The sequence below is a fragment of the Acidovorax sp. A79 genome (genome assembly GCF_041154505.1).
Classification (GTDB): Bacteria; Pseudomonadota; Gammaproteobacteria; order Burkholderiales; family Burkholderiaceae_C; genus Acidovorax.
On the sequence record NZ_AP028672.1, the window covers coordinates 2,700,827 to 2,712,611 of the forward strand.

14 protein-coding genes are annotated in these 11,785 nt (G+C 73.3%); 7 read left to right on the forward strand and 7 right to left on the reverse strand.

Features of this window, described 5'->3' with window-relative positions; translation table 11 throughout:
* Positions 1-16: 16 nt before the first annotated feature.
* A complete protein-coding gene (locus tag ACAM51_RS12395; protein WP_369643686.1) occupies positions 17-817 on the reverse strand; it encodes an SDR family oxidoreductase in 801 nt (266 codons plus the stop codon).
* Between the two features lie 143 nt (positions 818-960).
* Here ACAM51_RS12395 and ACAM51_RS12400 point away from each other — a divergent pair, with 143 nt between their 5' ends.
* The 3 genes from ACAM51_RS12400 to ACAM51_RS12410 all read left to right on the forward strand — a co-directional run bounded on the left by ACAM51_RS12400 (position 961) and on the right by ACAM51_RS12410 (position 3,917).
* A complete protein-coding gene (locus ACAM51_RS12400; RefSeq protein ID WP_369643810.1) occupies positions 961-1,884 on the forward strand; it encodes a LysR family transcriptional regulator in 924 nt (307 codons plus the stop codon).
* Between the two features lie 148 nt (positions 1,885-2,032).
* Positions 2,033-2,758, forward strand: coding sequence for an aspartate/glutamate racemase family protein (locus tag ACAM51_RS12405; RefSeq protein WP_218341797.1), 726 nt, complete (start codon positions 2,033-2,035; stop codon positions 2,756-2,758).
* Between the two features lie 112 nt (positions 2,759-2,870).
* Positions 2,871-3,917, forward strand: coding sequence for a serine hydrolase (locus ACAM51_RS12410; protein WP_218298079.1), 1,047 nt, complete (start codon positions 2,871-2,873; stop codon positions 3,915-3,917).
* Between the two features lie 112 nt (positions 3,918-4,029).
* Here the strand turns inward: ACAM51_RS12410 and ACAM51_RS12415 are convergent, their stop codons facing one another.
* Positions 4,030-4,605, reverse strand: coding sequence for a DUF1439 domain-containing protein (locus tag ACAM51_RS12415; protein WP_369643687.1), 576 nt, complete (start codon positions 4,603-4,605; stop codon positions 4,030-4,032).
* 76 nt (positions 4,606-4,681) lie between these two features.
* On the opposite strand from ACAM51_RS12415, the gene ACAM51_RS12420 reads away from it, so the two are divergent.
* Positions 4,682-5,575 (forward strand): helix-turn-helix domain-containing protein, encoded by an 894-nt coding sequence (locus ACAM51_RS12420; protein ID WP_369643688.1) that lies wholly within the window; start codon positions 4,682-4,684, stop codon positions 5,573-5,575.
* A 70-nt stretch (positions 5,576-5,645) separates the two neighbouring features.
* Positions 5,646-6,575, forward strand: coding sequence for a DMT family transporter (locus ACAM51_RS12425; RefSeq protein ID WP_369643689.1), 930 nt, complete (start codon positions 5,646-5,648; stop codon positions 6,573-6,575).
* Here ACAM51_RS12425 and ACAM51_RS12430 read toward each other — a convergent pair.
* Positions 6,572-6,823, reverse strand: coding sequence for a hypothetical protein (locus ACAM51_RS12430; RefSeq protein ID WP_218298083.1), 252 nt, complete (start codon positions 6,821-6,823; stop codon positions 6,572-6,574). The two genes, ACAM51_RS12425 and ACAM51_RS12430, sit on opposite strands and share 4 nt — an antisense overlap.
* 176 nt (positions 6,824-6,999) lie before the next feature.
* Positions 7,000-7,491, reverse strand: a complete 492-nt coding sequence (locus tag ACAM51_RS12435) for a GNAT family N-acetyltransferase (RefSeq protein ID WP_218298095.1) — start codon at positions 7,489-7,491, stop codon at positions 7,000-7,002.
* Positions 7,492-7,710: 219 nt separating this feature from the next.
* Here ACAM51_RS12435 and ACAM51_RS12440 point away from each other — a divergent pair, with 219 nt between their 5' ends.
* Entirely contained in the window at positions 7,711-8,385 is a 675-nt protein-coding gene (locus ACAM51_RS12440; RefSeq protein ID WP_369643690.1) for a DNA-3-methyladenine glycosylase, read from the forward strand.
* Positions 8,386-8,394: 9 nt separating this feature from the next.
* On the opposite strand, the gene ACAM51_RS12445 is transcribed toward ACAM51_RS12440, so the two are convergent.
* Positions 8,395-9,279: a PA4780 family RIO1-like protein kinase gene (locus ACAM51_RS12445; protein WP_218298085.1), complete on the reverse strand. Its 885-nt coding sequence runs from the start codon at positions 9,277-9,279 to the stop codon at positions 8,395-8,397.
* A 177-nt stretch (positions 9,280-9,456) separates the two neighbouring features.
* Between ACAM51_RS12445 and ACAM51_RS12450 the strand changes: the two genes are divergently transcribed.
* Entirely contained in the window at positions 9,457-10,311 is an 855-nt protein-coding gene (locus ACAM51_RS12450) for a DUF3617 domain-containing protein (RefSeq protein ID WP_369643691.1), read from the forward strand.
* 22 nt (positions 10,312-10,333) lie between these two features.
* Here ACAM51_RS12450 and ACAM51_RS12455 read toward each other — a convergent pair whose 3' ends face one another.
* Positions 10,334-11,095, reverse strand: a complete 762-nt coding sequence (locus ACAM51_RS12455; RefSeq protein ID WP_218298087.1) for a tRNA-uridine aminocarboxypropyltransferase — start codon at positions 11,093-11,095, stop codon at positions 10,334-10,336.
* The gene (locus ACAM51_RS12460) at positions 11,092-11,700 is read right to left on the reverse strand and encodes a trans-aconitate 2-methyltransferase (RefSeq protein ID WP_369643692.1); all 609 of its coding nucleotides are present in this window, start codon (positions 11,698-11,700) and stop codon (positions 11,092-11,094) included. Before ACAM51_RS12460 ends, ACAM51_RS12455 begins: the two co-directional genes overlap by 4 nt.
* Between the last annotated feature and the right edge of the window lie 85 nt (positions 11,701-11,785).

The window sequence follows — 11,785 nt, forward strand, 5'->3', positions numbered from 1 at the left end:
TCGCCCGCGCCGCGGCTCAGGCCGCGAAGCCGCCGTCGATGAGCAGGCTGGCCCCGGTCACCATGCCCGACTCGGGCCCGGCCAGGTAGGCCACCATGCCGGCGATTTCGTCGGGGTGCGCGTGGCGGCCGAGCGCCATCAGGCCGTGCATGCTGCCGGCCAGAGGGCCGTCGGCGGGGTTCATGTCGGTGTTGACGGGACCGGGCTGCACGTTGTTCACGGTGATGCCGCGCGGCCCCAGGTCGCGCGCCAGCCCTTTCGTGAGGCCCACGATGGCGGCCTTGCTCATCGCATAGACGCTGAACCCGGCCCATGGCACGCGGTCGGAATTGGTGCTGCCGATGGTGATGACGCGGCCGTAGGCACCGCCCTGGCCCATGTGGCGCGCGGCGGCCTGCGTGGCCACGAACACGGCGCGCACGTTCACGTCGAGGGTGTGGTCGAAGTCCGCCAGCGCGAAGCTGTCCAGCTCGCCCGCCACCGCCACGCCGGCGTTGTTGACGAGGATGTCCAGGCGGCCCAGCGTGCGCGCCGCGCCGTCGATGGCCTGCGCGAGCGCCTGCGCATCCGCGCTGTCGGCCCGCAACGCCAGGGCCTTGCCGCCGTCCGCCTCGATGGCGGCCACCAGCGCCTGGGCGGGGGCTTCGGAGCTGCTGTACGTGAAGGCCACGGCCGCGCCATCGCGTGCCAGGCGCCGCACGATGGCCGCGCCAATGCCGCGCGCGCCGCCGGTGACGAAGGCGGCCTTGCCGGCCAGCACGCGTGAAGCAGCGGCGGGCCCGGGGGCGGGGGGTGTGGTGTGGGGCACGGAAGACATGGTGTTTCTCCAGAAAAAGTGATGGTGAAGAGGAGGCGGTTCGTGGCAGAACCGGGAACACCTGCAGTGTCGGAAAACCATTGCACGGGCGGTAGCCATGAATGGGCTGGATCTATTTCAACCAGCAGTTGAAAATGTGGGCCATGCAGCCCCTGAGCCATCTCGAGTCCTTCGTCCAGTCCGCCGAGTGCGGCAGCTTCTCGGCCGCCGCGCGGCAGATGGGCCTCACGCCCGCCGCCGTGAGCAAGAACGTGGCGCGCCTGGAGGCCAGCCTGGGCGTGCGGCTGTTCCAGCGCAGCACGCGGCGCCTCACGCTCACCGAGGGCGGGCAGCGCCTGCTCGCGCAGATCGGCCCGCCGCTGACGGCGCTGGCCGATGCGGTGGACCACGCGGCCGAGGCCGAGCAGCAGCCCGCGGGCACGCTCAAGGTGAGCATGGGCCAGGCCTTTGGCCGGGCCTACCTGGTGCCGCTGCTCACCGAGTTCTTGCAGCGCTACCCCGCCATCCAGCCCGACTGGCGCTTCGAGAACCGCCAGGTCGACCTGATCGGCGAGGGCTTTGACGCGGGCATCGGCGGCGGCCTGAACCTGAACCCCGACATGGTGGCGCGCACGCTGGGCCCGATCCACCTGGTGGTGGTGGGCTCGCCCGCGCTGCTCAAGGGCTGCAAGGCACCGCGCCACCCGGCGGACCTGGCGCGGTGGGACGGCATCGCGCGCCGCGCCATCCGCACGGGGCGCATCCCGGTCATCACGCTGCGCAACAGGGCGGGCGAGGCCGCCGCGGCCGAGTTCCGCCCGCGTGCCGTGTTCGACGACCCCGAAGCCATGTGCCAGGCCGCGCTGATGGGCCTGGGCCTGGCCGTGCTGCCCATGCCGTTCGCGCAGCCCTGGCTGGCCAACGGCGGCCTGGTGCGCGTGCTGCCCGGCTGGTGGGCAGACGCAGGCCCCACCTCGCTCTACTACCCCAGCAAGAAGCTGCTGCCCGCGCGCACCCGGGTGTTCGTGGATTTCGTGGTGGAGCAGTTCGCGCAGCGCGGCTTCGCGCAGCGGGTGCGCGGAGACTGACCCGCAGCGCCCGCGCACAGGAGTCCGTGGCCCACCGGGCATGGCCGCGTGGGAAGCGCTGCTGGCATCATGGCGCCTGTCCGCCGACACGGCGCCCTCCGGCCACCCGCCCAACCGCATGACCGCTTCCATGACCCCCGCCCCTTCCATGCCTTCCGGCGCCGCGCCGCTGCACATCGGCATCGTGGGCTGCTCCGCCGAGGGCGCGGCGCTGTGCTACCGCACCATCTGCACCGAAGGTGCCGCGATCCTGGGCCAGGCCCATGCGCACCCCGAGGTGTCGATGCATACCCCCTCGCTGGCCGCCTATGTCGACTGCCTGGAGCGGGGCGACCTGCAGGGCGTGGCCGACCTCATGCTGGCATCGGCCCGCACGCTGGCACGCGCGGGCGCGGACTTCCTGGTCTGCCCGGACAACACCATCCACCAGGCCTTCGACCGCGTGGCCCCCCACTCGCCGCTGCCCTGGCTGCACATCGCCGAGGTGGTGGCCGCCGAGGCGGCGGCGCGGGGCCACCGGCGGCTGGCGCTGACGGGCACGCGCTGGCTGGTGGACAGCAGCGTCTACCCCGACAAGCTGGCCGCCCAGGGCCTGGCCTGCGTGCGCCCCACCGAGGCCGAGCGCACCGAGATCGGCCGCATCATCATGGACGAGCTGGTGCCCGGCGTGGTGCGGCCCGAGGCGGTGGCCACGTTCCAGCGCGTGATCGCGCGCATGCAGCGCGAAGAGGGCTGCGATGCCGTGGTGCTGGGCTGCACCGAGATTCCGCTCATCATCAGCGACGCGAATTCCGCGCTGCCCACGCTCGACTCCACGCGGCTGCTCGCACGCGCGGCGCTGCGCAGGGCCGTGGGCAGCGGCGGCAGGGCCTGAGCGCAGGCGCGCGGCACTGTCCCCCGCCGCGCCGCCTTTGTTCTTTGGCCGGCGCAAAGGTTGCGGCGCCTACACTGCGCGCACCGTCCGTTCTTCGCCCGAAGGAGCCCGCATGCGCCCCCGCTGGACCCGCCGTTCGACCTGCATCGCCCTGGCCCTGCCCGCCTGCCTGGCCGCTGGCGCCGCGCTGGCCCAGCCGGCACCCGCCGGCGCCTGGCGCGAAGCCCCGGCCCCCGGCGAGCAGGCACTGGATGCCGCCGCCTTCCAGGGGCCCGATGCCGCGCTGGCCCGCGAGTTCACCGACGTGCAGAGCGCCGTGGTGGTGCTGGACGGGCGCGTGGTGTACTCGTTCTACCGCGATGGCGACGCCGAGAAGCTGCGCGACACGCAGTCCGCGTCCAAAAGCGCGCTGTCGGTGCTGCTGGGCACGGCCCTCGCGCAGGGCCGCATCGCCAGCGTGGACCAGCGCGTGGTGGACCTGGTGCCCGAGTGGGCCGGGGCCCACAGCGACCCGCGCGCGGCCGCCATCACGCTGCGGCACCTGCTCACGCTGACGGCGGGCTTCGCGGTCCGCGACGCCATCGGCACCGCCGCGCCGCTGCGCCCGCGCGATGCCTGGGCACGCCCGCTGGCCAGCGACCCGGGCCAGGCCTTCGCCTACGACAACTCGGTCGTGCCGCTGCTCGTCGCCGTGCTGGAGAAAGCCACGGGCATGCCCCTGGCCGACTACGCGCGCCAGCAGCTGGTGGGCCCCCTGGGCTTCGCCGAGCCGTCCTACCGGCAGGGCCTGCACCTGCGCACGCTCGACATGGCCAAGCTGGGCCAGCTCTACCTGCGGCATGGGCGGTGGAACGGCCAGCCGCTGGTGCCCGAGGCATTCGCCGATGCGTCGGTGAAGGCGCAGAACGCGGGCGGCCCGCCGGTGGGCCTGTCGTACGGCTACCTGTGGTGGGTGGTGCCGTCGCCAGCGCCGCGCCCGACCTTCCTGGCCAGCGGCTACGGCGGCCAGTTCATCTGGGTGTATCCGCCCCTGGACCTGGTCGTGGCCACCACCTCCACGGTGTCGCCGGACAGCCACCGGCGCGGCCATGCGCTGCAGTGGATCCGCACGCAGGCGTTCGCGGCGGCCCAGCAGCGCGCGCAGGGCGCGCCGCGCTGACCCGCGAAAGCCGCCCAGGGAATTTCAGGCAAAAAGGCCTTCAGCGCTTGTCCATTCAGCGCTGATAGCTATATTTTTAACAGCAAATGTAGACAAATGCGGACGACGGCGCTCAAGGCTGCGGCTTGTTCACGAAGGCCACCACCAGTCCCCGGGCCGTCACGGTGATGGGCCCCGGCTGCAGGCCCAGGCCGTCGAACACGGCCGTGTCCTGCGGGCGCAACTGGTGCAGCACCACCTCGCGCAGCGACTGCTCGGCGAGCACCGGGCCGTAGGCGTTGAGCATCTCGTTCACGGCCGGCTTGAGGCTCGGGAAATCCAGGCGCCCCAGCCGGATCTGGTGGGCACGCACCGTGCGGTCGCCGGCCTCGTAGCGCAGCGCGAATTCCACATCGAACGTGCCCGCATGGCTGCGGCGCAGCGCCGGGCCCGCGACCTCAACGGCCATGGTGGCTCCCAGCCGGTTGGCCTCGGGCAGCAGGCGCAGGCGCGGCGCCTGCACGGCCAGGTCCACCAGCCCCTGCACCGGCACGCTGCGCGGAAACTTCTGCGCCACGGCCTCCTGCAGCTGCCCGAGCGGCACGGTGTAGCTGGGCTGGGCCCGGGCGGCGCGCAGCCCGGCCAGGGCGGTGGCCCCCCCGGCCAGGCCCCGCAGCGCGGTGCCCAGGAATCTTCTGCGGTGCACCATGCGTGCGCTCCTTTGCTGCGGTGATGGTGGTGGTGGGATCGGCCCCGGGCGGCGCGGGCCCGCAATAATCGGCGCCATGACGCCCCCGCCCGTGCACCATTGCCAGGTTTTTGCCTCGCCCTGGCAAGGTGTGTACTGCACACGCGCCGAAAGTTCCCGCCGCTACGGCAAGCACTGGCACGCAGTCTACGGGCTGGGCCTGCTGGACGACGGCGCGCAAAGCTCGGCCAGCGGGCGCGGGCCGGTGGATGCCTATGCGGGCGACCTCATCACCACCAACCCGGGCGAGGTGCACGACGGGCAGCCGCTGGGCAGCGCATCGCGCCGCTGGCGCATGGTGTACATCGAACCGGCGGTGCTGCAGGCCCTGGCCGACGACGAGGGCGCCGTGGCAGGGCAGGCCGGCATCGCGCTCACGCGCCCCGTGATCCAGGACGCCGCCCTGGCCCGCGCGCTCCACACCCTGGTCGCGCGCATCGCCCTGTGGAATGTGGTGCAGCCGCCAGCGCCGCCCACCGCAGCGATGGCCGGCGCCGTGGACCGCCTGGCCTGCGAGGAGTCGCTGGCCCAGACCTGCGCCCTGCTGCTGCAGCGCCACGCCAGCACGCCCCCGGCAACTGCCCCGCGCACCGCCCACGCCGCGCCCGCGCTCGGGCAGGTGCGCGACTGGCTGGCCGACGCGCCCCTGGCGCCCCCCACGCTCGCGCAGATGGCCGCCTTCGCCGGGCTCAGCCGCTACCAGCTGCTGCGGCGTTTCGCCGGCACCTACGGGCTGCCGCCGCACGCCTGGCTGCTGCAGCAGCGCGCCGAGCGCAGCCGCCACCTGATCGGCCAGGGCGTGGGCCTGGCCGATGCGGCGGCGGCCAGCGGCTTCGCCGACCAGAGCCACATGACGCGCATGTTCACGCGGCAGTTCGGCTTCACGCCGGGCGCGTGGCAGAAGGCCCGGCGCGGCCCGGCGGCGCAATAACGTTCAAGACGCGCCGCGCCAGACGCCGCAGACTGGCCGCTGATTCACCACTTCGGCAGGGTTTCCGGTCATGTCAGATTCACTCAAGGGCCAGCTGCTGTGCAGCCTGGCGATGGTGCTCGTGGGCAGCACGGTGGTGGCCAGCAAGGTCATCGGCCAGGACATCGAACCTTTTCTCGCCACCGTGCTGCGGCACGCGCTGGCGCTGCCCGTGTTCTTTGCGCTGATGCGCTGGCGCGGCCAGCGGCTGCCGCGCGTGGGCCGGCGCGACGCGGTGCTGCTCACGGTGCAGGCGGCCGCGGGGAGCGTGGGGTACTCGGTGCTGCTCATCCTGGGCGTCACGCTGTCGAGCGCATCGGACGCGGGCATCGTGGCGGGCACGCTGCCTGCCGCGGCCGCGCTGCTCTCGGCCGTGGTGCTGGGCGAGCGGCCCGCGCTGCGCCTGGTGCTGGCCATCGGGCTGGCCACGCTGGGCGTGATGGCCGTGGCTTTCTCGCCCGGCGGCGGCGGGGCCAGCCCCGCGCGGCTGGCAGGCATCGCGCTGGTGCTGGCCGCCGTGGCCTGCGAGGCGGTCTTCATCCTGGCCCACAAGCGCCTGGCGCGGCCGGTGCCCGCGCTGGCGCTGTCCACCCTCATGTCGGCGGGCGGCCTGCTGCTGTCGGCCCTGCCCGCCGCCTGGCTGGCGTGGCGCGCCGCCACCCCCTTGGCCTTCGGCGCGCCCGCGCTGGCGGGCGTGCTGTACTACGCGTGGGTGCCCACGGTGGGCGGCTTTCTGCTGTGGTACGCCGGCAGCGCGCGCACCAGCGGCGTGCGCGCCTCGCTGGCCACGGTGTGGCTACCCGTGTCGGCCCTGGTGCTGTCGGTGCTGCTGCTCGGCGAGTCCGTGCGCCCTTGGCAATGGGCGGGCCTGGCCTGCGTGCTGCTGGCCATGGTGCTGGCGGCCAGGGGCGCCCCGGAGCGGGCGACGGCGCGCGGGGAACGGGCCACCCTGCGCGCCTAGCGCCCCACCACCGACCAGCCGGCCTGCTGGTTGGTCTTGTCGTTCTCGTACTCCCACGCGGTTCCGCAGCGGTCGCACACGTAGCGGGTGATGGTGACGGAGCCGTGGTCGCGGTCTTCCTTGCGATTGCCCCGCTGCACCAGTTCGGCATGGCCCGGCGCCTTGCGCCAGTTGCGCTGGATGCCCTGGCAGGGCTCGCACAGCGCCATGGGTTTGAGTTCGTTCTGTCGCGCCAGGTCTTTGGTCATGGGGGGGCAGCCTTGGGGGCCGTGGTGTCGGGGTGGGATTGCATGCTGCGGGGCGGCTACTGTAAGCCACCCGCGCACGCCCGGGCGAAACACGGCGCCCGAACCACTCCCCGCCACAGGCTCGGCAGCGCGCCGGCGCCGGATGGACCGGCACAGCAAGCTATCAAAACAAGAGCTTAATGCGGCCCCAGCAGCTTGGCCATGCGCGCATTGCGCAGCACCACGCCCTGCCGCTCGGCGTGCTGGCGTGCCAGGACCTCGAAGCCACTGGCGGCGAAGAAGGACTCGGCGGCCAGGCTCACATCGGCATGCAGCCGCGCGATGCCGCGCCGCGCCGCCTGCGCGTGGATGTGCGCCATGAGCGCGCGGGCCACGCCCTGGCCGGCCCAGTCGGGCGCGACGAAGAACTGGTCGATGTACCCCGTGGGCTGCAGGTCGGCAAACCCCGCGATGGCGTTGCCGTCCGCGGCCTGGGCGACGAAGGGCTGGTTGGCCCGCATGCGGGCGGCCCACTGCGCGGCGTCGTGCTGCGGAGGTGCCCAGGCCGCGAGCTGCCCGGGGGTGTAGTGCCTCGCGGCCAGGCCGTGCACCGACGCGTGGAAGACGGCGTGCAGCAGGGCTTCATCGCCGGGGCGAAAGTCGCGGATGAGGATCTCGGGCAGGGGCATGGGCGTGAAGGCGGACAGGACGGCGGGCGGCACGCGGGGTGGCCGCGCACGGGGGGCAGAGGCAGGAAAAGCGCGCGATTGTGCCGCACGCCGGGGGCGCTGCGGCCCGACGGGACGCACCGGCGCTGCCTCGGGCTGCGGGGACGTAGGCCGTGGCGCACGGAAGACCGGGATCACCCACCGCGACGCCCTCCCCGGCGCCCCGATAGCATTGCCCGCATGCCCCGCGCCCCTTCGCCCGCCCTGCACCTGCCCGCAACACCCCCGCCCGGCCCGCCGCTCGTGCGGGCCGCCATCGATTTCGCGGCCCCCGCGCACGAGGTGGCGCGGCGCCTGATCGGCGTGACGCTGCTCGTGGACGGCGTGGGCGGCCGCATCGTGGAGACCGAGGCCTACGACCAGTCGGACCCGGCATCGCACACCTTTGGCGGGCCCACCGCGCGCAACGCCGCCATGTTCGGGCCGCCGGGCTGCGCGTACGTGTACCGCTCGTACGGCCTGCACTGGTGCATCAACACCGTGTGCCGCGAGGCCGGGCACGGCGCCGGCGTGCTGCTGCGCGCGCTGGAGCCCACCCACGGCATCGGCACCATGCAGGCGCGGCGCGGGCTGGAGGACGTGCATCTGCTGTGCGCGGGCCCCGGGCGCCTGGCCCAGGCGCTGGGCATCGATGCCAGCTTCAACGGACGGCCGCTGCACCTGCCGCCATTCGCGCTGCTGGAGCCCGATGCGGCCGGCGCCCCCGGCCACCACCCCGTCGGCGTGGTGGCCGGCCCGCGCATCGGCATTTCCAAGGCGGTCGATGTGCCGTGGCGCTTCGGGCTTCGCGGGTCGCGCTACCTGAGCCGCGCGTTTGCCGCTCCGGCGGGCGCTGGCGGGCACGGCCGCCGCTGAAAGGACGCCTCAGCCCGCGGCCATGCGCAGCCTGCGCGCCGCGTCCTCGGCCCGCGCATCGTCGATCTCGCGCAGCACCGCCTGCATGTCCACGTCGGCATGGTCCGGCGCGTAGCGGCCCGTGAGCGGCGTGGCGTTGTCGAGCAGGCCGCTCTGGAACAGGCTCCAGATCTCGGGGCCGTACTGGGTGCTGCGCAGCTCGGGCGCGAACTGGCCGAAGAAGTCGCGCAGGTTGGCCACGTCGCGCAGCAGCATGCGCTGGGCATGGTTGTTGCCGGCGGCGTCCACCGCCTGGGGCAGGTCGATGATGACGGGGCCATCGTGGCCGCCTTCGCCGCCTTCGCCATCAGCGCCGGGCAGGTGCGCCAGCAGGATGTTGAACTCCGACAGGTCGCCATGCACCACACCCGCGCACAGCATGCGCACCACCTCGGCCACCAGCGTGGCGTGGTGGGTGCGCGCGTCCTCGGGCGTGAAGCTCACGTCGTTCAGGCGCGGCGCGGCGTCGCCGTGGGCGTCGGTCACCAGCTCCATCAGCAGCACGCCGTCGTGAAAGTTGTAGGGCTGCGGCACGCGCACGCCCGCGGCGGCCAGGCGGTACAGCGCATCGACCTCGGCGCTTTGCCAGGCGGCCTCCTGCTCCTGCCGGCCGAACTTGCTGCCCTTGGCCATGGCGCGGGCCGAGCGCGAGTTCTTGACCTTGCGGTTCTCGGTGTAGTCCACCGCCTGGCGGAAGCTGCGGTTGTTGGCCTCTTTGTAGATCTTGGCGCAGCGGGTGTCGTCCCCGCAACGCACCACGTAGACCATGGCCTCCTTGCCGCTCATGAGCTGCCGGACCACGGTGTCGATCAGGCCTTCCTCGATGAGGGACTGGAGTCTGGGGGGTGCTTTCATCGGGCCTGTGCGCTAGAGGGTAAGCGGACCATTGTCGCCGCATGGCCGGTGCGCGGCCTTGGCGGGTGGGAGCGGGCGCGGCGGGCGCCACGTGCTGAACGACAATCCGGCGGCTGCCCGCCCCCGTGGGCACACCATCCCTTCCCCGCCGCGCCCAGCTCCCCGGAGACCTTCCCCATGCCCTTCGCCATTGCGCCCCCAGCCCCTGCCCTGCGCGCCGTCTTGCTCGGGTGCCTGCTGGCCTGTGGGTGCGCCGGGGCCGCGCAGCCGGCGGCGGCGGCCGGGTTCCGCCCGGGCGCGTACGCCGATGCGCTCGGCGGCCCGGCGGTGGTGTGCGTGACCTCGGAGCACATGGCCCGCCTCACGGCCGCCGCCTGGAAGATCGCCCTGCAGCAGCGCGGCGTGGACTGCACGCTCAGCGAGTCCGCCCGGCCGATGCCCGGCCACGAAACCTGGGCGGCCAGCTGCACGGGCCCGGCCCTGGGCGCCAGCGCCCCGCACCACTACCGGTTCACGGTGCACGCCGACGGCGACCAGCTCGTCATCGACAGCAGCATGGCGGCTTCCGCGGGCCCGCAGATGATGATGACGAAGAAGGCCTTTGCCGGCAGGTACCAGGGGGCGTGCGCGCCCGGCCACCCGCCCCTGGACGTGGAGGCCTACCTGGACGGCATGCACGGCAGCAAAGGCACGCCCGCGCAGGCAGGCGCCCGCAAGGCGGTGGCCCTGGACCTCATCCGCTGCGGCCATGTGTTCAACGGGCTGTCGCTCGGCGTGGCGAAACCCCGGCAGGAAGGCACGCGCGCAGCGGCGGCGGCGATGATCGCGGCCGCCGTGGAGCTGCACCCCGGGGAGGGCGGCTTCCACCTGGAAGCGCTCAGGCAATCCGCGCCCGAGGTGTCCGCCGAGCTGGTGGGGGCGCCCGCGGAGAAGAAGTTTGCGCTGTACCAGTCGTGCAGCCCGTACTTGGAGCCGGAGGGTGTCGCGCGGGCCGTGCAAGGCCGCATGGCGGCGGACGCGGCCGCACGCTAGGCCCGTGGTACGCGATGCGCGGCTACAGCGCCCCCGCGTCCCGGGCGCGAAGCGCGGCCAGCCGCTGGTGCACCGCGTCGCCCGCATCCACGGGCCGCTGGTGCTTGGCCTCGAGGTAGTGGGTGGTGAACACGTCCAGGTACGCCTCCAGCGCCTGCGCGGCATGTGCCTCGCCCGCCAGCTCCAGGCACAGGGCGCCGACCTCGGACGTGCAGAAATGGTCCCTGCGGGTGGACCGGCGCAGGTGGTAGCGCGAGAGCTGCTCGGGCTGCAGGCTAAGCACGGGCAGGAGGTCGAGGTACGGGCTCTTGCGGAACATCTTGCGGGCCTCGGGCCAGGTGGCGTCGAGCAGCACGAACAGCGGGCGCTTGCCTTCTGGCATGGCCACCTGCGTGACCACGCGCCCGGGCGCCACGAACTCGCCAGGGAACACCACATACGGCTGCCACTGCGGGTCGGACAGCAGCGCCAGCAGGCCGGGGTGCACCTCGGTGCGGGCCCAGCCAAAGGCAAACGTGTCGGGCACCACGTCGGCGATCAGCCAGCCCGTGTTGCTGGGCTTGAGCGGTTCGATGTCGGCCATCAGCAGGCACATGCCCGCGCGCGTGGGCAGCACGGGCCGCAGCGCGCAGATGCAGTGGCTGGGCACCAGGCGGCAGCCCGCGCAGCGCTCGCCCCTGGGGCCGCCCCGGGCCAGGAAGGGCTTGGCGCTGCGCGCCAGGCGCTCGGCACGCAGGCGCGCCACCGCGTGCGGCGCGGCGGGGTTCGCGGGGGAATGCGTCACTGCCCGCCCGCCTGTTCCAGGGCAAACAGCGGCACCTGGGCCTGGCGGCTCAGCCACATGCCGCCGCCCAGTTCGATCGCGCCCTCCTGCAGGCCGCGCCGGTACAGCTCGGCCCGGTGGCGGAACAGGCGCGGATCGGTCAGGTCCTCGTCGATGATGTCGCGCTCGTAGTCCTCGCGCGAGACGGCCTCCACGTACAGCGCGCCGCGGCTCAGGCGCCCCAGGTTGTGCAGCGCGGCCTTCAGGTCCGGCGGGCTCAGGTAGGGCAGCACGCCCTGGCAGATGACGAGGTCGAACGGCTCGCCGGCCGCATAGTCCACCACCGAGCCCTGCTGCCATCCGAAGCGCTCGCACAGGTAGGCGCTGAACTCCACGCCCTGGTAGGTGGCCAGCGGGAAATGCCGCGCCACGATGTCCTTCCACAGCCCGATGCCGCAGCCCACGTCCAGCACACGCTGCACCGGCACGCGCAGGTACTTGAGGTAGCTGCACACGAACGTGCCCAGGCGCTCGACATGGTCCGGGTCCACCACGCTGGTCTTCTTGTCGAAGTAGTAGCGCTGGTAGTAGGCCTCATCGAAGGTGGTGGCGCTGGCGGATTTCAATGGGGGTCCTTGTGTCTAGGCCGTGGGGGGCCCCCCGCGGCGGCCGGGGGTGTGAAGCGGGCGAGTATCCCCCACCCGGCCGCGC